26 protein-coding genes are annotated in these 21,577 nt (G+C 59.3%); 14 read left to right on the top strand and 12 right to left on the bottom strand.

Features of this window, described 5'->3' with window-relative positions:
* Positions 1-58: 58 nt before the first annotated feature.
* The 3 genes from GIW69_RS05215 (at position 59) to GIW69_RS05205 (ending at position 2,578) form a co-directional block, all read left to right on the top strand.
* Complete coding sequence (locus tag GIW69_RS05215; protein WP_236481068.1) at positions 59-1,480, top strand: transglycosylase SLT domain-containing protein; 1,422 nt, start codon at positions 59-61, stop codon at positions 1,478-1,480.
* A 105-nt stretch (positions 1,481-1,585) separates the two neighbouring features.
* Positions 1,586-2,020 carry a DoxX family protein gene (locus GIW69_RS05210; protein ID WP_236481067.1) on the top strand — a complete coding sequence of 145 codons (435 nt, stop codon included), beginning with the start codon at positions 1,586-1,588 and terminating at the stop codon, positions 2,018-2,020.
* 249 nt (positions 2,021-2,269) lie between these two features.
* The gene (locus GIW69_RS05205) at positions 2,270-2,578 is read left to right on the top strand and encodes a class I SAM-dependent methyltransferase (RefSeq protein WP_236481066.1); all 309 of its coding nucleotides are present in this window, start codon (positions 2,270-2,272) and stop codon (positions 2,576-2,578) included.
* A gap of 3 nt (positions 2,579-2,581) precedes the next feature.
* Here the strand turns inward: GIW69_RS05205 and greB are convergent, their stop codons facing one another.
* Genes greB through GIW69_RS05190 form a run of 3 tightly spaced genes read right to left on the bottom strand, consistent with a single transcriptional unit; the run spans position 2,582 to position 6,301 of the window.
* Complete coding sequence (greB, locus tag GIW69_RS05200) at positions 2,582-3,079, bottom strand: transcription elongation factor GreB (protein ID WP_016985509.1); 498 nt, start codon at positions 3,077-3,079, stop codon at positions 2,582-2,584.
* A 34-nt stretch (positions 3,080-3,113) separates the two neighbouring features.
* Positions 3,114-5,618, bottom strand: a complete 2,505-nt coding sequence (locus GIW69_RS05195) for an ABC transporter permease (RefSeq protein ID WP_236481065.1) — start codon at positions 5,616-5,618, stop codon at positions 3,114-3,116.
* The gene (locus GIW69_RS05190; protein ID WP_236481064.1) at positions 5,618-6,301 is read right to left on the bottom strand and encodes an ABC transporter ATP-binding protein; all 684 of its coding nucleotides are present in this window, start codon (positions 6,299-6,301) and stop codon (positions 5,618-5,620) included. Before GIW69_RS05190 ends, GIW69_RS05195 begins: the two co-directional genes overlap by 1 nt.
* Before the next feature lie 10 nt (positions 6,302-6,311).
* Here GIW69_RS05190 and GIW69_RS05185 point away from each other — a divergent pair, with 10 nt between their 5' ends.
* The 3 genes from GIW69_RS05185 (at position 6,312) to GIW69_RS05175 (ending at position 8,367) form a co-directional block, all read left to right on the top strand.
* The gene (locus GIW69_RS05185; RefSeq protein WP_236481063.1) at positions 6,312-6,917 is read left to right on the top strand and encodes an arylesterase; all 606 of its coding nucleotides are present in this window, start codon (positions 6,312-6,314) and stop codon (positions 6,915-6,917) included.
* Positions 6,918-6,974: 57 nt separating this feature from the next.
* Positions 6,975-7,268, top strand: coding sequence for a hypothetical protein (locus tag GIW69_RS05180; RefSeq protein ID WP_236481062.1), 294 nt, complete (start codon positions 6,975-6,977; stop codon positions 7,266-7,268).
* Between the two features lie 127 nt (positions 7,269-7,395).
* Positions 7,396-8,367, top strand: coding sequence for a L,D-transpeptidase family protein (locus GIW69_RS05175; RefSeq protein WP_236481061.1), 972 nt, complete (start codon positions 7,396-7,398; stop codon positions 8,365-8,367).
* Between the two features lie 125 nt (positions 8,368-8,492).
* Here the strand turns inward: GIW69_RS05175 and oprI are convergent, their stop codons facing one another.
* A complete protein-coding gene (oprI, locus tag GIW69_RS05170) occupies positions 8,493-8,744 on the bottom strand; it encodes an outer membrane lipoprotei OprI (protein ID WP_003199355.1) in 252 nt (83 codons plus the stop codon).
* Between the two features lie 637 nt (positions 8,745-9,381).
* On the opposite strand from oprI, the gene GIW69_RS05165 reads away from it, so the two are divergent.
* Positions 9,382-9,663 carry a GNAT family N-acetyltransferase gene (locus GIW69_RS05165; RefSeq protein ID WP_236481060.1) on the top strand — a complete coding sequence of 94 codons (282 nt, stop codon included), beginning with the start codon at positions 9,382-9,384 and terminating at the stop codon, positions 9,661-9,663.
* Positions 9,664-9,730: 67 nt separating this feature from the next.
* Here GIW69_RS05165 and GIW69_RS05160 read toward each other — a convergent pair whose 3' ends face one another.
* Both GIW69_RS05160 and GIW69_RS05155 read right to left on the bottom strand, forming a co-directional pair.
* A complete protein-coding gene (locus tag GIW69_RS05160; protein WP_236481059.1) occupies positions 9,731-10,807 on the bottom strand; it encodes a 3-deoxy-7-phosphoheptulonate synthase in 1,077 nt (358 codons plus the stop codon).
* Positions 10,808-10,936: 129 nt separating this feature from the next.
* Positions 10,937-11,380 (bottom strand): PilZ domain-containing protein, encoded by a 444-nt coding sequence (locus GIW69_RS05155; protein ID WP_236481058.1) that lies wholly within the window; start codon positions 11,378-11,380, stop codon positions 10,937-10,939.
* On the opposite strand from GIW69_RS05155, the gene GIW69_RS05150 reads away from it, so the two are divergent.
* From GIW69_RS05150 to cysB, 5 genes are all read left to right on the top strand, one after another.
* Positions 11,379-11,765, top strand: coding sequence for a thioredoxin family protein (locus GIW69_RS05150; protein ID WP_236481057.1), 387 nt, complete (start codon positions 11,379-11,381; stop codon positions 11,763-11,765). The genes GIW69_RS05155 and GIW69_RS05150 overlap by 2 nt on opposite strands.
* A complete protein-coding gene (locus tag GIW69_RS05145; RefSeq protein ID WP_236481056.1) occupies positions 11,765-12,718 on the top strand; it encodes a putative 2-dehydropantoate 2-reductase in 954 nt (317 codons plus the stop codon). The genes GIW69_RS05150 and GIW69_RS05145 overlap by 1 nt, the downstream gene beginning before the upstream one ends.
* Positions 12,719-12,742: 24 nt before the next feature.
* Complete coding sequence (locus GIW69_RS05140; RefSeq protein ID WP_236481055.1) at positions 12,743-13,648, top strand: 5'-nucleotidase; 906 nt, start codon at positions 12,743-12,745, stop codon at positions 13,646-13,648.
* Between the two features lie 97 nt (positions 13,649-13,745).
* Complete coding sequence (locus GIW69_RS05135) at positions 13,746-14,249, top strand: universal stress protein (protein ID WP_236481054.1); 504 nt, start codon at positions 13,746-13,748, stop codon at positions 14,247-14,249.
* Between the two features lie 112 nt (positions 14,250-14,361).
* Complete coding sequence (gene cysB, locus GIW69_RS05130) at positions 14,362-15,336, top strand: HTH-type transcriptional regulator CysB (protein ID WP_090284966.1); 975 nt, start codon at positions 14,362-14,364, stop codon at positions 15,334-15,336.
* A gap of 6 nt (positions 15,337-15,342) precedes the next feature.
* On the opposite strand, the gene GIW69_RS05125 is transcribed toward cysB, so the two are convergent.
* Both GIW69_RS05125 and GIW69_RS05120 read right to left on the bottom strand, forming a co-directional pair.
* Positions 15,343-15,825 (bottom strand): GreA/GreB family elongation factor, encoded by a 483-nt coding sequence (locus GIW69_RS05125; protein WP_236481053.1) that lies wholly within the window; start codon positions 15,823-15,825, stop codon positions 15,343-15,345.
* 2 nt (positions 15,826-15,827) lie between these two features.
* A complete protein-coding gene (locus tag GIW69_RS05120; protein ID WP_236481052.1) occupies positions 15,828-16,235 on the bottom strand; it encodes a hypothetical protein in 408 nt (135 codons plus the stop codon).
* Between the two features lie 125 nt (positions 16,236-16,360).
* Here GIW69_RS05120 and earP point away from each other — a divergent pair, with 125 nt between their 5' ends.
* Together earP and GIW69_RS05110 are read left to right on the top strand one after the other, a co-directional pair.
* Positions 16,361-17,503 carry an elongation factor P maturation arginine rhamnosyltransferase EarP gene (earP, locus tag GIW69_RS05115; RefSeq protein WP_236481051.1) on the top strand — a complete coding sequence of 381 codons (1,143 nt, stop codon included), beginning with the start codon at positions 16,361-16,363 and terminating at the stop codon, positions 17,501-17,503.
* A gap of 48 nt (positions 17,504-17,551) precedes the next feature.
* Complete coding sequence (locus GIW69_RS05110; RefSeq protein ID WP_236481050.1) at positions 17,552-18,121, top strand: elongation factor P; 570 nt, start codon at positions 17,552-17,554, stop codon at positions 18,119-18,121.
* Between the two features lie 106 nt (positions 18,122-18,227).
* Here GIW69_RS05110 and GIW69_RS05105 read toward each other — a convergent pair whose 3' ends face one another.
* From GIW69_RS05105 to GIW69_RS05090, 4 genes are all read right to left on the bottom strand, one after another.
* Positions 18,228-19,238: an alpha/beta hydrolase gene (locus tag GIW69_RS05105; RefSeq protein ID WP_236481049.1), complete on the bottom strand. Its 1,011-nt coding sequence runs from the start codon at positions 19,236-19,238 to the stop codon at positions 18,228-18,230.
* A gap of 35 nt (positions 19,239-19,273) precedes the next feature.
* The gene (locus tag GIW69_RS05100) at positions 19,274-19,693 is read right to left on the bottom strand and encodes an organic hydroperoxide resistance protein (RefSeq protein WP_236481048.1); all 420 of its coding nucleotides are present in this window, start codon (positions 19,691-19,693) and stop codon (positions 19,274-19,276) included.
* 336 nt (positions 19,694-20,029) lie between these two features.
* Positions 20,030-20,485 carry a MarR family transcriptional regulator gene (locus GIW69_RS05095; RefSeq protein ID WP_236481047.1) on the bottom strand — a complete coding sequence of 152 codons (456 nt, stop codon included), beginning with the start codon at positions 20,483-20,485 and terminating at the stop codon, positions 20,030-20,032.
* A gap of 76 nt (positions 20,486-20,561) precedes the next feature.
* Positions 20,562-21,518, bottom strand: coding sequence for a LysR family transcriptional regulator (locus tag GIW69_RS05090; protein ID WP_236481046.1), 957 nt, complete (start codon positions 21,516-21,518; stop codon positions 20,562-20,564).
* Positions 21,519-21,577 lie beyond the last annotated feature (59 nt).

Genomic DNA, 21,577 nt, shown 5'->3' with positions numbered 1-21,577 from the left:
CGTCGGTGATTTCGCCTCGCTCAACGGTGAATCGCCCCGTATTTTTTCCGGAGAGTGGATGGTTCGTCCCTCGGTTTTGTTTCTGTTATGTGCTGCGTTGCTGCTGCCGTTGACGGCGGTCGCGCGCCTGCCCGGGCCGTTGCAAGCGGTGCCGGCCGCCAAGGTTCGCGACCTGGCGCAAATCCGCAGCAGCCGCGTGCTGCGTGTGCTGGTCAATCAGAGCCGCAACAGCTCCGGCGAAGTTCAGGGGCAGGCCATCGGCGTCGAATATCATCGCCTGCGCGCCTTCGAGCAATACCTCAATGGCCACGCTCGCGACGGCCAGGAAATCACCCTCAAGATCATTCCCAAAGCCAAGGATCAATTGCTCGGCGCTTTGCAACGCGGCGAGGGTGATCTGATGGCGCCGGGTGAGTTGCTTGATCTGCAACCGGGTTATGCGGTTGCCAGCAGCGAACCGATTGTCAGCAACGTGCCGTTGGTGCTGGTTGGCATTAAAGGCGAGCGCCGCTACACCAAGGTCGAGCAACTGGCGGGCAAAACCCTCGCGTTGCCGACCGGCAGTGCGGCGGGTGATGCGGTCAGCCAGCTCAATCAGAAACTCGCGCTGCGCAAATTGGCGCCGATCAAGATCGAATGGGTCGATCCGACGCTGGCAGTCGAAGACGTATTGGAAATGGTGCAGGGCGGCATTTTCCACCTGACCATCGTCGAGCAACCGATTGCCGAACGTTGGGGCAAGATCCTGCCCAAGTTGCGCTTTGATCGACAGGTAATGATCAGCGAACCGGGCGAAGAATATTGGTTTGTGCGCCGCGATGCTTCGATGCTGCGGGCGAGCATCGACCGCTTCCTGACCGGTTATAAAAAACCGTCAAATGAAGATGCGGCGTTTCTGCGTATCTATCGCCGTCTCTATCAAGTCCACTATCCGTTGGCCAAGGCTGATCGCCAGCGACTGGAGAAATTGCGGCCGGTGCTGCAAAAACACGCCGACGCGCAAAACATGGATTGGCTGAATCTGGCGGCGCTGGCCTTCAAGGAATCGCGCCTGCAACCCAATGCCCGCAGCGGCAGCGGCCCGACCGGGCTGATGCAGATCACACCGTCGGCGGCGCAGCGGGTTGGCGTGAACAACATCCAGAATCTCGATGCAAATGTGCAGGCCGGAGCCAAGTACCTGGCGATGATCCGCCGCAAGTTTTTTGCCAGCCCCAAACTCAACGAGCGCGAGCGCATGGCCTTCACGCTCGCCGCCTACAACATGGGCCCGGAACGGGTGCAGGGCATGCGGGCGGAAGCGCGGCGGCGGGGCTTGAATCCCAATCAGTGGTTCTTTCAGGTCGAGCGCATTGCAATGGAGCAGGTGGGAATGGGCGCCGTCAGCTATGTTAATAGCGTGAACAAGTATTACTTGGCGTTCGACCGGGAGCGGGAGTCGTTGGAGCCCCGGGGACAGAAAGTTGTCTCACGCAAATGATCTAATAAACTGATTGTTATGGCGGATTTTTTGCGCTTTTAACATTCGTTTTACTGATTAATATGGCGGCCAACCAACACGCACTTTTCCTACAAGGAATGACCCATGAGCACCATCGTCAACAAGGTTCTGTTCACCCGCGCCGGCTTCGGCCTGACTGTTCTGCGCATTGCCGTCGGCGTGATCTTCGCCGCCCACGGTTCGCAGAAACTTTTCGGCCTGTTCGGTGGCTACGGCCTCGCCGGCACCGCGCAGTACATGGAAAGCCTCGGCCTGACCCCCGGCTACCTGATGGCCACGCTGGCTGGCGGTACTGAGTTCTTCGCCGGTCTGGCATTGATTATCGGGTTGCTGGCACGTCCGGCGGCACTGGGCCTGGCGGTCCTGTCGCTGGTGGCGATCTTCTCGGTGCACATCGGTAACGGTCTGTTCATGGCCAACAACGGATACGAGTTCGCGCTGGCCTTGCTCGCCGGCAGCATCGCGGTACTGATCGAAGGCGCGGGCAAGCTGTCGGTGGATCGCGCCATCGCCGGCTGACCTCTCTGGCTCAAGCCTCAGGCCCGCATTGCGCGGGCCTTTTTTGTTGTTCGCGATTCTTGACACTGGGCAGTCACGTTTACTAGGATGCCGCTCATGCGCCGATTTAAACAGCTACTTGCGGGGCGCCAGGCAACTCATCTCAGTTGCCGTCAGAAGCCGGAACAGGGCTTCGAAATACCGCTAAAGCGCTGGTTCGGTGTTGCCTCTCACCTGCCATGCAGACTTTTGAGGCAGAGACACGACACGATGAACGCACTACGCCCTCCAGCACGTCCCGCGCCGATCACGGCACACATCACTCAGCGCAATCCAAAAATACTCCTTGGCGGAAAACATCAGCCGACGCTGTTGCGTTATCTCGATGGCTGGCCACGTCGTACCGGCGGCCCTGCCGCATTCCTGATCCAGTTTGTCGAAGACGGCGAGTCGCTGGCGCGTTTTGCCAGTGACAGCTTTGACTTGGCGGTGATTCAGTCGCCGACGCTGGAAGATGCGCCGGAAATGATCAAGCAACTGACCCGCGTTGCGCGGCAAGGATTGATTGCCCGGCGCTGAGCGTCAGGGATAGTCGATCGCCACGATATAAACGAACTGCTCGCCGGTCGGCGTCTGCACCCGAACTTCGGCGTCCAGCGCCTTGCCGATCAAGGCGCGGGCCAGTGGCGAGTCGATACTGATCAAACCGAGTTTCAGATCCAGCTCATCGGGCCCGACGATGCGGTAGCGCGATTGTTTGCCGTCTTCGTCTTCGATGGTCACCCAGGCGCCGAAGTAGACCTTGTTGGGGTCGCTTGGTTTTTCGCTGACGACCTTGAGCGCTTCGAGACGTTTGGTGAGAAAGCGCACGCGACTGTCGATTTCGCGCAGCATTTTTTTACCGTAAGTGTATTCGGCGTTTTCCGAACGATCGCCCTGGGCCGCCGCCTCGCTGACTGATTGTGTGACCTGCGGACGGCGCACGTGCCACAACTCATGGAATTCGGCACGCATCCGCGCTTCACCCTCAGGGGTGATCAGCGCGGTGCCGGCAGGGCGGGGCGGGCGATAACGGCTCATGGCAACTTCTTGTGATTAAGTCCGCTGGAGTCTATCAACCCTCGCGCAACACTGTCAGGGGGCTGGCGTTCAGCGCGCGACGAGTGCCGAATACGCCGGCGCCGCCGATCAGCACCGCGCCTATCAACGGCAATATCAGCAACCACGGATGCGGATGCCACGGCAGGTCAAAGGCGTAGCGATACAGCACCAGACTCACAACCTCCGAACCGATCGCTGCGAGCAAACCGCTGACGGCGCCGAGCAAGCCGAACTCGATGCGCCGGGCCTTCACCAGCAACTTCCTCTCGGCACCCAATGCACGCAACAGCGCGCCTTGGCGAATGCGTTCATCAAGGGTTGCCTGCAATCCCGAAAACAGTACCGCCATCCCGGCCGCCAGAACAAACAACAACACGTATTCCACCGCTAACGTGACTTGGGCGAGGATGCTGCGCAGCTGTTCGAGCAAGGCCTCGACTTGAAGGATGGTCACGGCCGGGAACGTCCGTGACAGCTCGACAATCTGCTGATCGTGACCCGGTGCCAGATAGAAACTGGTCAGGTATGTCGCGGGCAGATCCTTCAAGGTGCCGGGCTGGAAGATCATGAAGAAGTTCGGCTGAAAGTTGTCCCAGTTGATTTCTCGCAGGCTGGTGACCTTGGCTTCGCGGTTGACGCCGCCGACAGTGAACACCAGGTGATCGCCGAGCTTGAGCTTGAGGCTTTCGGCGACCTTGCCTTCTACTGAGACGCCGGGAACATCGTCCGGGGCCTGTTCGGACCACCACGAGCCTGCGGTCAGTTTGTTGCCCGACGGAAGATCAGCCGCCCAGGTCAGGCTCAAGTCGCGCTGGATCGCCCGGTCGCCGGCCGAATCCTTGCTGACGATCTCCTGCACCGGTTCACCGTTGATGCTGATAAGCCGACCGGGAACCACCGGGTACAGCGGCGCGGCTTGGGCCGACACGTTGATCAAATGGTCGGTGAACGCCTGTTTGTCCGCCGGCAGGATGTTCAACGCAAAGTAATTGGGTGCGTTTTTCGGCAACTGGTTTTGCCAAGTGTCGAGCAACTCGCCGCGAAGCAGGGCGATCAGTGCCATCGACAACAGGATCAAGCCGAACGCCAATGACTGCCCGGCGGCCGCCAATGGGTGGCGCAACAACTGGCCCAGGCCAAGACGCCACGGCAAGGAAGCGCGAGCGAGCATCCGTCGCAGGCTTTGCAGCAGCAGCAACAACAAGCCACCCAACACCAGTGCCGCGACGACGCCACCGCCGAGCAGGGCGAAGGTCAGCAGCAGATCCAGACTCAAACGCCACATGATCAGGCCGAGCGCACCCAGCGCCGCGCCGTAGACCATCCAGCTACTCGACGGGATCGGCAGCATGTCACGGCGTAGCACGCGCAATGGCGGCACCCGACCCAACGCAGCAAGGGGTGGCAGGGCGAAACCGGCCAGTGCGACAAGCCCGGTGCCGATCCCGGCGATGGCCGGAAGCAGACCGCCTGCGGGCACGTCGGTCGGTACCAGATCATGCAGCAGCGCGAACAGTCCCAATTGCGCCAACCAGCCGAGAACCGCGCCACTGACGGCGGCCAGCAGGCCAAGTACAGCCAATTGCAGGCTGAACAACACCATCGTTTCCCGGCGCGACAGGCCGAGGCAGCGCAGCAATGCACTGGCATCGAATCGACGACTGGCGAAACGGTTGGCGGACAGCGCCACCGCCACGCCGGCCAACAGCACCGCAACCAGGCTGGCCATGTTCAGATAACGTTCGGCCTTGCCCAAGGCACCGCCGATCTGCCGGTTGCCGTCGCGGGCGTCTTGAATCCGCTGATTCGCCGCCAATCCCGGTTTGATCAGTTGGCGATAAGTTTCCAGCGCTTGCGGTTCGCCGCGCCATAATTCGCGATAACTGACGCGGCTGCCGGGTTGCACCACTCCGGTCGCTGCAAGGTCGTCGAGGTTGATCATCACCCGTGGCGTCAGGCTGTAGAAGTTGCCGGCGCGATCCGGTTCGTAGGTCAGCACGCGGGTCAGCTTCAGGGTTTTCATACCGACGTCGACGCTGTCGCCGATCTTCAGATCCAGCGCCGTCAATAGCCGAGCCTCGACCCAGGCTTCACCAGGCTGTGGCTCGTCGCCGACGACCTCTTCGGCAAACGGAGCGGGCGCGCTCTTCAGTTCGCCGCGCAACGGGTAAGCGCGGTCCACGGCTTTGATGCTCGACAGCTGAATGCCGTTGTCGGTGGCGATGACGCTGGAGAATTCCACGACCTGCGCGTGATTCAAGCGTAAATCGGTGCCGCTGCGGATTTGCTCCTCGCGAGCCGGCGAACTGCCTTCAAGCACCAGATCGGCGCCGAGAAACTCCGTGGCACGCAGCATCATCGCGCCGTTAAGGCGAGCGCCGAAATAGCCGATGGCGGTGCTCGCGGCAACCGCGACCAGCAGGGCGAAGAACAATACGCGCAACTCGCCGGCGCGGGCGTCGCGCAGCAATTGGCGCAAGGCAAGACTGATCAGGCGCAACAGCGGCAAACGTGCCATCAAGGCTCCAGGGGGGCGACCAAAAGGCCGGCTTCAAGACGGATCAGGCGCCGGCAACGATGCGCCAGACGTTCGTCGTGGGTCACCAGCACCAGGGTGGTGCCGCGTTCCTTGTTCAATTCGAACAACAAGTCGCTGATGCGCTCGCCGGTGTGGCTGTCGAGGTTGCCGGTCGGTTCGTCGGCGAACAGCACATCGGGCTCGGCGGCGAATGCGCGGGCAATCGCCACGCGCTGTTGTTCACCGCCGGAGAGCTGGCGTGGCGAATGGGTCAGGCGCTGGCCGAGGCCGACACGCTGCAACAGTTCAGTGGCGCGACCACGGGCGTCTTTGCGACCATCGAGTTCCAGCGGCAGCATGACGTTTTCCAGCGCATTGAGGCTGTCGAGCAACTGAAACGATTGAAAGACAAAACCCACGTGCTCGGCGCGGATACGCGCGCGCTGGTCTTCGTCCAGAGCGCTCAAGGCCTGGCCGGCGAGGGTGACTTCACCGCTGCTGGGCAGGTCGAGGCCGGCAAGCAGGCCGAGCAGGGTCGATTTGCCGGAACCGGATGCGCCGACAATGGCCAGGCTGTCGCCCTTGTTCAGTTCCAGGCTGAGTTCGTGCAGGATGGTCAGTTCACCTTCCGCGCTGGGAACCACTTTGCTAAGGTTCTTCGCGGTGAGAATACTTGCGCCCATGGAGAATCCGATGCGTGTGTGGTTATTGAGTGCTGGCCTGGCCTTGACGTGCATGGCCCAGAACGCAGCGGCGGGTACAGTCCTGATCGTTGGCGATAGTATCAGCGCCGCTTTCGGCCTGGATACCCGGACAGGGTGGGTTGCGTTGCTTGAGCAGCGGCTCAAGGACGAAGGTTTTGACGATAAAGTGATCAATGCCTCCATCAGTGGCGACACCAGTGCGGGAGGCCAGGCGCGGCTGCCGGCGCTGCTTGCAGAGCATAAGCCGGAATTGGTGATCCTCGAATTGGGTGGCAACGATGGCTTGCGTGGAATGCCGCCGACACAATTGCAACAAAATCTTGCCTCGATGATCGACAGCTCCCGCCAGAGCGGTGCGAAGGTGCTCCTGCTTGGCATGCAATTGCCGCCCAATTACGGCAAGCGCTACACCGACGCTTTTGCAGAGGTATACGGCAAACTCGCCGATGAGAAAAACATCCCGCTGGTGCCGTTTTTCCTCGAAGGCGTCGGCGGTCATGCGGATCTGATGCAGGCCGATGGATTGCACCCGGCCGCCGGGGCTCAGGGCCGGTTGCTGGAAAATGTCTGGCCTACGCTAAAACCGCTGTTATGACGCTTTTCTAGCGGCAGGCTTTCGGCTAATGTGGCGCCCCCCTGATTGGAGCCCCCGATGCCGCGTCCTGCCTGGTCCCTGTTTGCCTACCAACTGATCGAGCCTGACGAACAGCTGGATCTGTTCGCCTGCCAGGAAGTGCGGGTGCATCTGGTGACCCGTCAGCTGGAGCTCGGTGGTTCGGCGGATCGCACCTTGTGCGGCTGTTTGTTGCCAGCGCAACCGCGCTGGTCGAGCGTGGATCGTCGAGTGTTTCAGGATCAGCGCCTGTGCTCGTTGTGCCGGGCGATCCTGGAATCGCAGAAGCGCGGGACATCGCCGATCTGGCCTGAATTACGGTTTGAGCTGTAATTGCAGGCTCGCTCCTGCATAAATGCCTTGTATCGCCTGCCGCAGGGTGATCTCCCCGAATCCTCAAGACGCAGTGTACAATCGCGCTCTTTATATAGCCCTGTTGATCACGCGAAGGATTTTCCGGATGTTGCCGCGCTTTCCCGCCGTCGCCCGCTGCCTGTCACTTGCCGCCCTGTGTGTGGCCGGTCCCGTTGCTGCATTGGAGTTTCCCCTGCCACCACCCGGTGAAGACATCATCGGTCAGGTGCAGGTGATCAAAGCCAAGTACGAAGACACGTTCGCCGATCTGGGCACCGCCTACGACCTGGGCTATTCGGAAATGGTTGCGGCCAACCCGGGTGTCGATGCCTGGTTGCCGGGCGCCGGGACTGAAATCGTCCTGCCGACGCGCTTCATCCTGCCGCCGGGCCCGCGTGAAGGCATCGTGATCAACCTCGCTGAATACCGCCTCTACTATTTCCCGAAAGGCCGGAACGTGGTCTACACATTCCCGCTGGGCATCGGTCGTGAAGGCTGGGGCTCGCCGATCGCACATACCTCGATCATCGCCAAGACGCCGAACCCGACCTGGACGCCGCCAGCCTCGATCAAGGCCGAACACGCCGCCGACGGCGATCCGCTGCCAAACGTGGTGCCGGCCGGTCCCGATAACCCGCTGGGCCCGTTCAAGTTCACCCTCGGCACGCCGGGCTACCTGATCCACGGTTCGAACAAGAAGTTCGGCATTGGCATGCGCACCAGCCACGGCTGCTTCCGCATGTACAACAACAACGTGCTGGAAATGGCTGGCATGGTGCCGGTGGGTACGTCGGTGCGTATCCTCAACGATGCGTATAAGTTCGGTCGCAGCGGCGGCAAGGTTTACCTGGAGGCGCACACGCCGATTGACGACAAGGGCAACCCGTCAGTGGTCGACAAGCACACGGCGGTGATCAACGCGATGCTCAAGCGTGAAGACGTCACCAGCAATCTGCGCATGGACTGGGATGTTGTGCGTGATGTCGTTGCGGCTGAAGATGGCCTGCCGACGGAAATCGCTACGCCGAATACGTCTGCACCGATTGTCTCGAGCGCACCGATCGATCTTCAGCAGTAAGGTCTGATCGACAACCCGTCGATGTGTCAGGCATCGACGGGTTTTTTATTGCCCGGACGAACGTCCAGGCAATAAAAAAGCCGACCCAAATGAATGGGTCGGCTGATAACAATCCCGAGGGATTATTACTTGCGGCTAGCTTTGTCCAGCATGCGCAGAGCACGCTCGTTAGCTTCGTCAGCAGTCTGTTGTGCTTTTTGAGCAGCAGCCAGAGCTTCATCAGCTTTACGGTAAGCTTCGTCTGCACGAGCCTGGGAGCGAGCAGCTGCGTCTTCAGTAGCGGTCAGACGTGCTTCGGTTTCTTTCGATGCGCTGCTGCAACCGGTAGCCAGAACTGCGGCCAGAGCCAGAGCAGAGAATTTCAGAACGTTGTTCATCGTGTTCCCCTTCAAGGACTTTCAATTAAGTGACTGTCTCCTCCGAGTGAGGAAATAGCCGGCGTACATACTACCCATTACTTGTAGTAAGTAAACTGACGTAGCGCAAGAAGCAAAAAAAATTGTAGGCGTTGATTCTTTTTCGAGCAACTTTTAAGTGGGCTGTTTAAAAAATAATCAGCTACAAGCCGCGAGCTGAGCGGTTTTTGCCGGGAAAGTTCCGCTGTGTGTCCATTGTTTTTACGGTCTTGGCTAAAGTCTGTGTATATGGTTTCGTCTACACTTTTGTTGGGGAATTGCGTAGTGCGTCGCACCTCTTTGTCCAAGTTGAGGTGACTTTAAAAAAACCGACACGTCTCAAGTCTCAATATCCGGCAAATGTTCAGGCTTCAGGCTTGGGAAATTTTCCCGCCGGCCAGTCTGCGACCACCGGAACGGCACCCGCCAGCGAGCGTGATGACGAGCGTACCTTGAGCATTTTCAGCAATGGTGCCTACTATTTGTCATGTGTTCGATTGTGCGAGATCGGTGCGGTTCTTCCCGAAGTCCAATCAGGCACGGGGTGGCGTTGTTGTTCCTTCGCCGGGAAAACATCGGTAAGGTAGGGGTCAGAATTCAAGACCCGCGAGGAGTTGTGATGAGCGAGGCGTTGTCCATCCACCATGACCAGGCTGGTCATCAGTTCGAGACCAATGTGGACGGTCATCGTGCCTATCTGACCTATATGGATCTGGGTAAGCAGACCCTGGATATTTATCGCACGTTCGTGCCCAACGCCTTGCGTGGCCGAGGCATTGCGGCCGCGCTGACCGAGCAGGCGCTGCAATATGCTGAAGAAATGGGCTACACGGTGATTCCGTCATGTTCTTACGTCGAGCGCTACATGGAACGCCATCAGCGCCGCGCCGCGAAAATCTGAACCCAATACCCCACACACAAAAACGCCGGGCTGAGCCCGGCGTTTTTTTATGTCTGCAAAACGGTTATCAGCTGCGCTGACGCTTGGGCAGAACATCCTTGAGCTTGGCGTGCATGCTGCGCAAGGTGTTCTCGGTGGCGGACCAGTCGATGCAGGCATCGGTGATCGACACGCCGTATTGCAAGTCGGCGAGGTCTTTGGGAATCGCCTGGCAGCCCCAGTTCAGATGGCTCTCGACCATCAGGCCGATGATCGACTGATTGCCTTCGAGGATCTGATTGGCGACGTTTTCCATCACCAGCGGTTGCAGGGCCGGATCCTTGTTGGAGTTGGCGTGACTGCAATCGACCATGATGTTCGGCTTGATCTTCGCCTTGTCCAGCGCCTGTTCGCACAGGGCAACGCTGACCGAATCGTAGTTCGGCTTGCCGTTGCCACCGCGCAACACGACGTGGCCGTAGGCATTGCCCTTGGTGGTGACGATCGACACGCCACCTTCCTGGTTGATGCCCAGGAAACGGTGCGGACTGGAAACCGACTGCAAGGCATTGATCGCCACGGTCAGGCCGCCGTCGGTGCCGTTCTTGAAGCCGACGGCAGAGGACAGGCCGGAAGCCATTTCACGGTGGGTCTGGGATTCGGTGGTGCGGGCGCCGATGGCCGACCAACTGATCAGATCCTGCAGGTATTGCGGGGAGATCGGGTCAAGCGCTTCGGTGGCGGTCGGCAGGCCTTTTTCAGCCAGATCCAGCAGTAACTGGCGACCGATGTGCAAGCCGTCCTGAATCTTGAACGAGTCGTCCAGATACGGATCGTTGATCAGGCCTTTCCAGCCGACGGTAGTGCGCGGCTTCTCGAAATACACGCGCATGACCAGATACAAGGTGTCCGACACTTCTTCGGCCAGCACCTTGAGGCGCTCGGCGTATTCGTGGGCAGCCTTGATGTCGTGGATCGAGCAAGGCCCGATCACCACAAACAAACGGTGGTCGGTGCCATCGAGAATATTGCGGATGACTTCGCGGCCCTTGGTGACGGTGCGCAGGGCGGCGTCGCTCAGAGGAATATCGCGCTTGAGCTGGTCAGGAGTGATCAGCGTCTCGTTGGAGGCGACGTTTAGGTCGTTGATCGGTAAATCAGCCATCGTTTACTCGTCAGGTCACGGGTGCCGGCCGCCAGCGATCCCCGCGCGGCGGAGCACAGCAGATTTAAGCGCGTCGGGGAGCCGAACCTTAGCGCGTCAGACGCTGCTCGACAATGGGCAGAGGCGGCTTTAATCAAGCACAGGCTGGGCAAAAGCCTTGCGAACGGTGTCGTGGGAGAACTCGTCGGCATGTTGTTCGACCCATTGCAGTGCCAGCGCTTGAATATCCTGCAAGTCATCGTGGGGGTCGTTGAGGCGGCAAAAGCGCTCGATCTGGCACACTTGCTCCCCCATTCGCGCACTGAACAGCGTCTGCTCATCGGTAAAAGCGATGCCCACCAGATAGCCTTTTTTGCGCCGCAAACACCAGGCGACGTAGCCCGGAAAACGGATGTCGGCGTTGAGCGTCGGCATGCGCACTTGCAGCGCCGTGCCATGGCGCCAGGCGCGGTGGTAATTGCAAGCGATCCCGCCGAGGCTGATAGTGTGCAGCTGTTGCCGTGAAATGCACTCCGGCGTGAGCAACGTTAATTCAACGGGCACATCGTCCGGATGAGGAATGAAGCGTCCCATGAGCACTGATTCCCTGTGTCGGCCATCTGACATTGTTTCCCCCAGTATAGTGGTCGAATCGCAACTGACCGATTTCGACGCCGATCAGCGGCTGCTGGCGATGAGCGGTGTTTCACTGGTTATTTTCACCAGTGTCGGCTGCGCCAGTTGCCGGTATGCCCGTGAAGTGCTGCCGACGCTTGGCTTGAATATCGATCGCCTATGCTGGATCGACGCCGGTGACAACGGCGGGGTGGTGGAGCGTTATCAGGTCTTTCATTTGCCGGCGCTGTTTGTGGTGCGCGACGGCGAGTTCTTTGGGGCATTGCATACGCGCCTGAGTGCCGACGCATTGAATGCGGCGGTCGAACAGGCGCTCGGTCGAACTGCAGAGGAGTTGCCGTGATGGGGGGCGTGAAAAAACCGGTGGTGGGCATTATCGGCACCGGGGCGATTGGGGGGTTCTATGGGTTGATGCTGGCACGGGCCGGTTTCGACGTGCATTTTCTGTTACGCAGCGAGTTCGCGGCCGTCGCTGAAAACGGTCTGCATGTGGACAGCGCGGTGCATGGCGCGCTGACGCTCAATCCGGTTCAGGCCTATTCGTCGGCTGAAGACATGCCGCCTTGCGACTGGCTGTTTGTCGGCGCCAAGACCACCAGCAATGCCGGTCTGGCCCCGGCCATCGTTCAAGCGGCGAAGCACGATGCCAAAGTGCTGGTGCTGCAAAACGGTCTGGATGTCGAAGACAGTCTGCGTGAGTTGCTGCCTGATTCGCTGCATTTGCTTGGCGGTCTATGCCTGATCTGCGTGCATCGCGAGAGCCCCGGGCAAATCACCCACCAGGCGTTGGGTGCGGTGAATATCGGCTATCACAGTGGCCAGGCCATCGATGAGCTGGCGCGCATGGCGATGGTCGAGGAGGGAGCCGCCCTGTTCCGCGCCGCCGGTATCGACTCGCAAGCGATGCCGAACCTGCATCAGGCACGCTGGCAGAAACTGGTCTGGAACATTCCTTATAACGGCCTCTCGGTGCTGCTCGGCGCCGGCACAACGCCACTGATGGCCGATGCCGACAGTCGCTCGCTGATCCAGGCATTGATGAGCGAGGTGGTGGAAGGCGCCAAGGCTTGCGGCCACGACATGCCGCCGGGCTATGCCGAATTTTTGTTGACGATGACCGAAAAAATACCCGATTACTGGCCGAGCATGTATCACGATTATTTGCACAAACGTCCGCTGGAGCTGGAGGCCATTTATGCCCGTCCTTTGGCGGCAGCGAAAGCGGCCGGTTGTGAGTTGCCGCGTATTGAGGCGCTGTATCGCAGCTTGCGGTTTATCGATCGGCGCAACGCTTGATTCGATCGTTTTGGGGGATGGGGCATGGCAAAAAACATCGATGACAAATTGGTGCTGGCGATTTCGTCTCGGGCACTGTTCGACTTGAGCGAAAGTCACAAGGTCTATCTCTCCAGCGGCGTCGAGGCCTACCGGCAATATCAGATCGAGCACGAAGACGAAATCCTCGCCCCCGGCGATGCCTTCCCCCTGGTGGAAAAACTGCTGAACCTCAACAGTCGACTCGGTCGAGCCCGTGTTGAGGTCATCCTGGTGTCGCGCAACAGCGCCGACACCGGCCTGCGGGTATTCAATTCGATCGGCCATTACGGCCTGGCGATTTCCCGCGCGGCATTCGTCGGCGGGCGCAGTCCATATCCGTACCTGAAAGCCTTTGGTTGCGACCTGTTTCTGTCAACTCATGCCGAGGACGTGCGCGCTGCGCTGGATGCCGGATTCGCTGCGGCGACCATTCTGTCCGGCGGCGCCAGTCGTGCGGCCAGCGATGAATTGCGCATCGCATTCGACGGGGACGCGGTGTTGTTTTCCGATGAATCCGAGCGGATTTATCAGTCCGGCGGGCTGGAGGCGTTCCAGGCCAGCGAGCGGCAATCGGCGCGCGAGCCTCTGCGCGGTGGGCCGTTCAAGGGATTTCTGGCGGCGCTCAATTTGCTTCAGCGCGAATTTCCGGACGAGGATTGCCCGATCCGCACTGCGCTGGTCACCGCGCGTTCGGCACCTGCCCATGAACGTGTGATCCGCACCTTGCGCGAGTGGGACATTCGTCTGGACGAATCACTGTTCCTCGGCGGCCTGACCAAGTCGGCGTTCCTCGAAGCGTTCGCCGCCGACGTGTTTTTCGATGATCAGGCCGGTCACTGCGAACTGGCGCGCGAGGTGGTCGCCACGGGGCACGTGCCCCATGGCATCAGCAATGAACCGTCGGTCTAAAGCCCTGTGGTTCAAGACGTTGCGTCACACCTCCTGATCGCCGAGGCACTGCTAAGCTGAATCCATCTCCGCCACTGTTGGTTCGCGAGGAGGTCATATGATTCGCTCAATGCTGTATGCCACTGACCTCGGTCTCTACGCGCCGTTCGTGATGCAGCACGCCCTGGCGCTGGCCCGCACATTCAATGCCGACCTATACGTGGTGCACGCGGTGGAACCGATGGGGCTGTTCGCCGAATCGGTGTTGCAGAGTTATCTCGACGAACAGGCATTGAACGAATTTCATAGCCAGGGTCTGAAAACAGTCATCGCCAATATCGAACAGCGCGTTCTCGACAGTTTCCGTGAGGAGTTGGGGGACGAGGGCGAGCAAGACCTGCAGCGAATTTGCGCGGTGCGTGTGCTGCAGGGGGATCCGTCACAGGTGATTCTCGACCAGGTGCAGAAGTTGTCCGTCGACTTGCTGATTGTCGGCAGCCACAGTCATGGCGTCGGTGCGGAAACACCGTTGGGGCGCACAGCGGCGAGGGTTCTGCAACTGGCCAAGGTGCCGGTTTATCTGGTGCCGCTGATGGAGCGTCGGCGTCGGGAGGATCGCTGAGGCAAATTACTGGCATTTTGATAAAAAAGTTCTAGATTTATTATTCGAACCATTCATATAGTTATATATCTTCGCTGATGCCCGTGGCGTCTACCTGCTTTGAGGGATACATATGAAGCTTCAACAACTGCGCTACATCTGGGAAGTGGCGCACCACGACCTCAACGTTTCCGCTACCGCCCAAAGCCTTTACACCTCGCAACCGGGCATCAGTAAACAGATCCGCCTGCTTGAAGACGAACTCGGCGTCGAAGTGTTTGCCCGCAGCGGCAAACACCTGACCCGCGTCACCCCGGCCGGCGAGCGCATCATCACCACCGCCGGTGAGATTCTGCGCAAGGTCGAGAGCATCAAGCAGATTGCCCAGGAATTCTCCAACGAGAAGAAAGGCACGCTGTCGATTGCCACCACGCATACCCAGGCGCGTTATGCGTTGCCGCCAGTGATCAGTAATTTCATCAAGCAATACCCTGACGTTGCGCTGCATATGCACCAGGGTTCGCCGATGCAGATCGCCGAAATGGCCGCTGACGGCACCGTTGATTTTGCGATTGCCACCGAAGCGCTGGAACTGTTCGGCGACCTGGTGATGATGCCGTGCTATCGCTGGAACCGCTGCGTGGTTGTGCCGCACGGCCACCCGCTGACCAAACTGCCGAAATTGACCCTCGAAGCGCTCGCCGAATACCCGATCGTGACCTACGTATTCGGTTTCACCGGCCGTTCAAAACTCGACGAAGCCTTCAGTCATCGTGGCCTGACCCCAAAAGTGGTGTTCACTGCCGCTGACGCCGACGTGATCAAAACCTACGTACGCCTGGGGCTGGGCGTTGGCATCGTGGCGAAAATGGCGGTCGACACCAAGCTTGATAACGACCTCGTCGTGCTGGATGCCAGCGAACTGTTCGAGTCCAGCGTGACCAAGATCGGTTTCCGTCGCGGCACCTTCCTGCGTGGTTTCATGTGCGATTTCATCGAAAAATTCGCCCCGCACCTGACCCGCGAAGTCATGGCCAAAGCGATCCAGTGCCACAACAAGCAGGAACTGGAAGAACTGTTTGACGGCGTCGAACTGCCCGTCCATTAATTCCCTTCAAAGCACCTCGGTGACAGCAAACTGTTGCCGGGCGCCCGCTACCAGAATGTCCACCTCATCACCCTCGACCTTGCCCAGCAGGCTTTTGCCCAAGGGTGAGCGGGGGGTAATGACGGTGATCGGTTGGCCGACCACGTCGACTTTCAATCCCGCCGCATCCGGCGCCAGAAACAGCCATTGCTCGCGACCCTTTTCGTCTTCAAGACCGAGCAGGGCGCCGATTTCGATGCCACGGCTTTCGTCATAGGCGCGTAGCGTCAGGTTCTGGCACAGCACAAGGGATTGGCGGATTTCCTCTACTCGCTTCGCCTGTCCGGCCGCCAGATATGACGCCTCCAGTCCGAGCGTGTCGTATTTGTTTTCGGCAATGTTCTCTTCGTGGGTCGCGGTTTCGTAAGCGGTTTGCGCGGCGCGCTCGGCGATGTCCAAATCGGCGCGCAGCTTGTCGAGAATCAGTTGGTGGACGATGTGTTTATTCATGATCAATCGCAAAATTGCAGGACGTTGGCGCGGCTTTTTTCGCTCGGGGCGTTCTGATCCTGTTGCAACCAGAACTGGCATTTCGGATTGGACAGGTTGCGGTTGCTACTGCGGGCCTGATCCATACGCACCTGCTGCTCGTTCTTGCGCAGGTTCTCTTCGTATTGCTCGAACAGGCGGTTTTGCGGTTCAGGTGCAGGTTCCGGCTGCGCGGCGACTGGCGGTTTGGCTAGCTGCTGGACGGCCTCGGCCACGGGCTCCAGTTGTTTGCTGAACAGCAAGGACGCGAGCCAGCAGGTCAACGCAATGGCCAGAAACCCCAGCCACAATCCCAAGGCAATGCTGCCGGTTAATTGCAGCGCGCTAAGCTGAACGGGCAAGGGGCGACGCGAGTTGGGACGATAGGGCATGACGGCCTCCTGGCGGACGGTTGCGAAGCAAGCGGCGATTGTCGCACGAAGATTAATCGCCGTCGGCTCTTCTGCGCGGCCTCATTTATGCGGACAATCAACACTTTTGCCAACGGGAGCCTTGAATGCCGGAACTGAAACCCCGCTGGGACATTTTCTGCACCGTCGTCGACAACTTCGGCGACATCGGCGTGACCTGGCGTCTGGCCCGGCAATTGGTGACCGAGCATGCGCTGACGGTGCGCCTGTGGGTCGATGACCTGCGCGCGTTCGAACGGCTTTGTCCCGAGATTGATATCGACCTCGACGAGCAATGGCAGCAAGGTGTGGAAGTGCGGCACTGGTTGAGCGAATGGCAACCGACCGATGCGGCCGGCGTCGTGATCGCAGCGTTTGCCTGCCAGCTACCCACGCCGTATATGGACGCCATGGCCGCGCGGCAAACACCGCCGCTATGGATGAACCTTGATTACCTCAGTGCCGAGGACTGGGTGATCGGCTGCCATGGCCTGCCTTCGGTGAAATACAAAACGGTGCAGAAGTTCTTCTTCTTTCCGGGGTTTCAACCGGGCACGGGCGGTCTGTTACGTGAGCGTGGCTTGCTTGAACGCCGTCAGCGGTTTCAGCAGGATCCTGCTGCGCAGCGACAATTCCTGCAGCACTTGGGAATCGAGCCTGCACCGGGTGCGCAACTGATCTCGTTGTTTGCCTATGAAAACCCGGGACTGGCCAGTTGGCTGGATGTGCTCGCGGCTGACACCACCTCCACGCATCTGCTGGTGCCGGAAGGACGTATTCTTGGCGACGTCGCGCGCTGGCTCGGTGTCGAAACCCTGATGGCGGGCGATATCCATACGAGCCAGACCCTGACGGTGCAGGTGCTGCCGTTTGTCCGCCAGGATCAATACGATCAGTTGTTGTGGTGTTGTGATTTTAATGCCGTGCGTGGTGAAGATTCGTTCGTCAGGGCGCAATGGGCCGGTCGGCCGATGCTGTGGCACATATATCAGCAGGACGAAGACATTCATCTCGACAAGCTTGATGCCTTTCTCGCGCTGTACAGTCGGGAGCTTTCACCGGCGGCGGCCGAAGCGATGAACGGTCTATGGCACGCATGGAGCGCCGGGCAACCCATCGGCGAGCACTGGCTCGCGGCCCGCAGGCATTGGCCGGAACTGCAAAACAACGCGCAGAGGTGGTGTCTGGAACAGGCCTTGCAAGCCGATCTTGCCGCAGCGCTGGTACAGTTTTACCTAAATTGGCTATGATACGCGGCCTAGATTTTTGTAAATCCCATCCAAATTCGGATATTCGCAATGAAAACTGGTAAAGAACTCAAACCCGGTACCGTGATCCGTATCGAAAACGATCCTTGGCTGGTTCAGAAAGCTGAATTCACCAAGTCGGGCCGTAACAGCGCGATCATGAAGACCAAGCTGAAAAACCTGCTGACCGGCTACAAGACCGAGATCGTTTACAGCGCCGACGACAAGATCGATGACGTGATTCTCGACCGCAAAGAAGCGACCCTGTCCTTCATCAGCGGCGACACCTACACGTTCATGGACACCACCGACTACACCATGTACGAGCTGAACGCTGAAGACATCGAAGCCGTTCTGCCTTTCGTTGAAGAAGGCATGACCGATGTTTGCGAAGCCGTGTTCTTTGAAGAGCGTCTGGTTTCGGTAGAACTGCCGACCACCATCGTGCGTCAGGTTGACTACACCGAAGGTTCCGCTCGCGGCGACACTTCCGGCAAGGTAATGAAGCCTGCCAAGCTGAAGAACGGCACCGAGCTGTCGGTTGCTGACTTCATCGAAATCGGCGACATGATCGAAATCGATACCCGCGAAGGCGGTTCCTACAAAGGCCGTGCCAAATAAGCACTGTTTTTGCGGAAAAGAAAAAGCCCGAACATTGAGTCGGGCTTTTTTGTGCCTGCCTTTCAGCGTCGAGGCCGACCCCTGCAGGAGCGAGCCTGCTACAGTTTTATTTCAGGTGTTCCTTCAGCTCTTGCGAAGCCTGCAACATTGCCGAACGCACCGCCGGCACCTGGCTGACTACGTTCAGCAAACCATAGTCGTGGATCATGCCGTTGTAGCGAACCGCCGTCACTGGCACACCGGCCTCGTCGAGTTTGCGCGCATAGGCTTCGCCTTCATCACGCAGCACATCGGCCCCGGCGGTTTGCACCAGTGCCGGCGGCAAGCCCTTCAACTGCGCAGGGGTTGCCCGCAGCGGTGAGGCATAGATCTCGCTGCGTTGTTTGGCGTCAGTGGTGTAGTTGTCCCAGAACCACTTCATCATGTTGCGAGTGAGAAAGTGCCCTTCGGCGTATTGGTTGTAGGAACCAGTGTCGAAGCTTGCATCGGTCACGGGCCACAGCAGCACCTGGAATTTGATCGCCGGGGTGCCTTTGTCTTTGGCCATCAGTGCAACCACGGCTGCCATGTTGCCGCCGACGCTATTGCCGGCCACGGCCAGACGCTTGCCGTCAACGTTGATGTCCTTGCCGTGCTCGGCCACCCATTTTGTCGCGGCATAAGCCTGATTGATCGCCACCGGGTAATGCGCTTCCGGTGACGGGGTGTAATTGACGAAGACCGCCGCCGCGCCTGAACCGACCACCAGATCACGCACCAGACGTTCGTGGGTCGGGAAGTCCCCCAGTACCCAGCCGCCGCCGTGGAAGAACATGAACACTGGCAACTCGCCCTTGACCCCGGCCGGCCGGACGATGGTCAGGCTCAACGGTTGGCCATCGACCTGGATAGTCTTCTCGCTGACGTCTGCCTTGGGCAATGACAACTTGACCCCGGACTGCGCGCCGGTCAGTACGGCCCGGGCATCTTTGGGTGTCAGCTGCTCAATCGGTTTGCCGGTGCCGGCATTCAGTGCATCAAGAAATGCCTGAGTGTTGTGCTCAACGTCCCCGGCAAATGCGCTGTGGACGGAGAGGGCGAGAAGGGTGCCGGTCAAGACTTTGCTGAAAGTGTTCATGTTCATTTCCTTGTTCGGGCGACGGGGGTCAGCGATTAGACGGTGACGTGCAGACGCACATCGACGTTGCCACGGGTGGCGTTGGAGTACGGGCAGACTTGGTGAGCGGCGTCGACCAGGCTTTGTGCATCCGCTTGATCCAGGCCCGGAAGGCTGATGTGCAAGTCGATGTCCAGACCGAAACCGCCAGGGATCTGACCGATGCCGACATGGGCGGTGATCGAGGCGTCTGCCGGGATGCTGCGTTTGGTCTGGCTGGCGACGAATTTCAGCGCGCCGATGAAGCAGGCCGAGTAACCGGCAGCGAACAGTTGCTCAGGGTTGGTGGCTGCGCCGCCGGCACCACCGAGTTCTTTCGGGGTGGCCAGTTTGACGTCGAGCACGTTGTCGCTGGAGATGGCACGACCGTCACGGCCACCGGTGGAGGTTGCGATTGCGGTGTAGAGAGTTTGCATGGTGTGAGCCTCGTATTAAGTGCGATGTTTTGCGCTAAATGTTTGCGCGCTAAGTAAGTACGAGGCAAATGTACTGCGCTAATGTTTTGCGCGCAAGATAAATTTAAAAAAATATTGCGCTGCACTCGAACACACGTGTCAGTTCGGCTGGAAGCCTGGATCTAGAAGGGTAAAGTGCCTGCGATCTCGTTCCCACGCTCGGCGTGGGAACGCAGTCAGGGACGCTTTGCGTTCCTGAAAATCAAAAGATCGCAGCCTGCGAACTCTTGATCCTTGCTCTGGAAATGCAAAGTCAAAGATCGCAGCTTCGGCAGCTACAGGGGGCGGTGGGGTATGTCAGTTGAGGCTGTCTTGCAGATGGCTGCGCAGCGCTTGAAGTTCCGCTTGCAGGTTTTGCAGACGTTCGAGGGTGAATCCGCTGGCACCGAGGATGCATTGCGGGACGGTTTCGGCTGTCTTTTGCAAGGCGCGGCCTTTTTCGGTGAGTTCGACAATCACCACCCGTTCATCCTCACGGCTGCGGGTGCGGCTGAGCAGGCCTTCACCCTCAAGTCGCTTGAGCAGCGGCGTCAGGGATCCGGGATCAGTCAGCAGACGCGCGCTGATTTCGCCGACGGTCAGACCATCTTTTTCCCACAGAACCATCATCGCCAAGTACTGCGGATAGGTCAGGCCCAGCGCTTGTAATAAGGGTTTGTAGACCTTGGTCATCATCAGCGAAGTGGAATGCAGAGCGAAGCAGGCCTGGTTGTCCAGCAGCAGGTCGTCGCAGATGTCGCGTTCGATGGTCATGTTGAAGCCTTGTTCAATAGTCGAGATGAATCTAGCGCTCGAATGTTTAATGCGCCAGATAATTTAGCCGAATGGATCAATGCCGGCCCAGATCCCTTTGCAACGCAAGATCCCAAGGCGGCAATGGACTGAAACGGGATTTCAGGTATTCGAGCAGCAGTCGGCTGCGGGCGTTGGCCTGTTGCTCCAGGCGCAGCGCATAGATCCCGGTGCTTTCTGGCTTCGGCAGACCGTTTTCGCAAAAAAGCGGCAGCAGTTCGCCGCGTAACAGGTATTCGCTGGCCAGCCAGGTCGGCAGATGCGCAATGCCCAGCCCCGCCAACGCACCACAGACCAACGCTTCGGCATTGTTGGCGCTCATGCGGATCCGCGCCGGGCGATGGGTTTGCAACCGTCCACCCTGCTCGAAACGCCAGGCGAAGGGCGGCGCAAGGCCTTCCCAATCAAGACCGTCGTGTTCGCTCAATTGCGCAGGGCTGTCCGGCATCCCGCGCCGTTTTAAATAATCAGGGCTGGCGCAGGCAATGCGCACCATGCTTGCCAGCGGGGTCGCGACCAGGCGTGTGTCGGCGATTTGCCCTGCGCGCAGTACGAGATCGACCTTGCCCAGATTCGAGCCGTCCATGTCGACGAAGCTGTCGATCAGGTGCAGTTGCACGTCGAGCCCCGGGTACAACACCAGAAAATCGGCGATCACCGGCGCCAGATGTCGACGTCCGAAAGCCGCCGGTGCATCAACCCGAATAAGGCCTTCCGGCGCGCTGCTCAGCGATACCGCTTCGGCCCGGGCCAGGCGCAGTTCGGCGACGATCCGCCGGGCCCGTTCGGCGAACGCCAAGCCGGCTGGGGTCGGACGTACAGCATGGGTGCTGCGGATGAACAGTTGGCTGCCGACGGCGCTTTCGAGGCTGTCGATACGCCGTGCCACCGCCGAAGGTGTCAACGGATGTCGACGCGAGGCGGCAGAAAAACTGCCGGATTCCAGCACATCGAGGAACAGCCCGAGTTGATCGGTCAATTGGTTGGGATTCATGAAAAATACTGTGCTTGTGCGAAATGAGCATAGCCATTGTGCGTGGCTGTGCGTTTCCG

It is taken from the genome of Pseudomonas syringae (assembly GCF_021605415.1).
Taxonomy (GTDB): domain Bacteria; phylum Pseudomonadota; class Gammaproteobacteria; order Pseudomonadales; family Pseudomonadaceae; genus Aquipseudomonas; species Aquipseudomonas syringae_S.
This window is presented reverse-complemented; position numbering and strand designations above follow the sequence as displayed.

Bases quoted from the DNA above. Each gene is read 5' to 3' on its own strand.
- GIW69_RS05215 (WP_236481068.1), top strand. From the start codon at position 59: ATGGTTCGTCCCTCGGTTTTGTTTCTGTTATGTGCTGCGTTGCTGCTG.
- GIW69_RS05210 (WP_236481067.1), top strand. From the start codon at position 1,586: ATGAGCACCATCGTCAACAAGGTTCTGTTCACCCGCGCCGGCTTCGGC.
- GIW69_RS05205 (WP_236481066.1), top strand. From the start codon at position 2,270: ATGAACGCACTACGCCCTCCAGCACGTCCCGCGCCGATCACGGCACAC.
- greB (WP_016985509.1), bottom strand. From the start codon at position 3,079: ATGAGCCGTTATCGCCCGCCCCGCCCTGCCGGCACCGCGCTGATCACC.
- GIW69_RS05195 (WP_236481065.1), bottom strand. From the start codon at position 5,618: ATGGCACGTTTGCCGCTGTTGCGCCTGATCAGTCTTGCCTTGCGCCAA.
- GIW69_RS05190 (WP_236481064.1), bottom strand. From the start codon at position 6,301: ATGGGCGCAAGTATTCTCACCGCGAAGAACCTTAGCAAAGTGGTTCCC.
- GIW69_RS05185 (WP_236481063.1), top strand. From the start codon at position 6,312: ATGCGTGTGTGGTTATTGAGTGCTGGCCTGGCCTTGACGTGCATGGCC.
- GIW69_RS05180 (WP_236481062.1), top strand. From the start codon at position 6,975: ATGCCGCGTCCTGCCTGGTCCCTGTTTGCCTACCAACTGATCGAGCCT.
- GIW69_RS05175 (WP_236481061.1), top strand. From the start codon at position 7,396: ATGTTGCCGCGCTTTCCCGCCGTCGCCCGCTGCCTGTCACTTGCCGCC.
- oprI (WP_003199355.1), bottom strand. From the start codon at position 8,744: ATGAACAACGTTCTGAAATTCTCTGCTCTGGCTCTGGCCGCAGTTCTG.
- GIW69_RS05165 (WP_236481060.1), top strand. From the start codon at position 9,382: ATGAGCGAGGCGTTGTCCATCCACCATGACCAGGCTGGTCATCAGTTC.
- GIW69_RS05160 (WP_236481059.1), bottom strand. From the start codon at position 10,807: ATGGCTGATTTACCGATCAACGACCTAAACGTCGCCTCCAACGAGACG.
- GIW69_RS05150 (WP_236481057.1), top strand. From the start codon at position 11,379: ATGAGCACTGATTCCCTGTGTCGGCCATCTGACATTGTTTCCCCCAGT.
- GIW69_RS05155 (WP_236481058.1), bottom strand. From the start codon at position 11,380: ATGGGACGCTTCATTCCTCATCCGGACGATGTGCCCGTTGAATTAACG.
- GIW69_RS05145 (WP_236481056.1), top strand. From the start codon at position 11,765: ATGGGGGGCGTGAAAAAACCGGTGGTGGGCATTATCGGCACCGGGGCG.
- GIW69_RS05140 (WP_236481055.1), top strand. From the start codon at position 12,743: ATGGCAAAAAACATCGATGACAAATTGGTGCTGGCGATTTCGTCTCGG.
- GIW69_RS05135 (WP_236481054.1), top strand. From the start codon at position 13,746: ATGATTCGCTCAATGCTGTATGCCACTGACCTCGGTCTCTACGCGCCG.
- cysB (WP_090284966.1), top strand. From the start codon at position 14,362: ATGAAGCTTCAACAACTGCGCTACATCTGGGAAGTGGCGCACCACGAC.
- GIW69_RS05125 (WP_236481053.1), bottom strand. From the start codon at position 15,825: ATGAATAAACACATCGTCCACCAACTGATTCTCGACAAGCTGCGCGCC.
- GIW69_RS05120 (WP_236481052.1), bottom strand. From the start codon at position 16,235: ATGCCCTATCGTCCCAACTCGCGTCGCCCCTTGCCCGTTCAGCTTAGC.
- earP (WP_236481051.1), top strand. From the start codon at position 16,361: ATGCCGGAACTGAAACCCCGCTGGGACATTTTCTGCACCGTCGTCGAC.
- GIW69_RS05110 (WP_236481050.1), top strand. From the start codon at position 17,552: ATGAAAACTGGTAAAGAACTCAAACCCGGTACCGTGATCCGTATCGAA.
- GIW69_RS05105 (WP_236481049.1), bottom strand. From the start codon at position 19,238: ATGAACACTTTCAGCAAAGTCTTGACCGGCACCCTTCTCGCCCTCTCC.
- GIW69_RS05100 (WP_236481048.1), bottom strand. From the start codon at position 19,693: ATGCAAACTCTCTACACCGCAATCGCAACCTCCACCGGTGGCCGTGAC.
- GIW69_RS05095 (WP_236481047.1), bottom strand. From the start codon at position 20,485: ATGACCATCGAACGCGACATCTGCGACGACCTGCTGCTGGACAACCAG.
- GIW69_RS05090 (WP_236481046.1), bottom strand. From the start codon at position 21,518: ATGAATCCCAACCAATTGACCGATCAACTCGGGCTGTTCCTCGATGTG.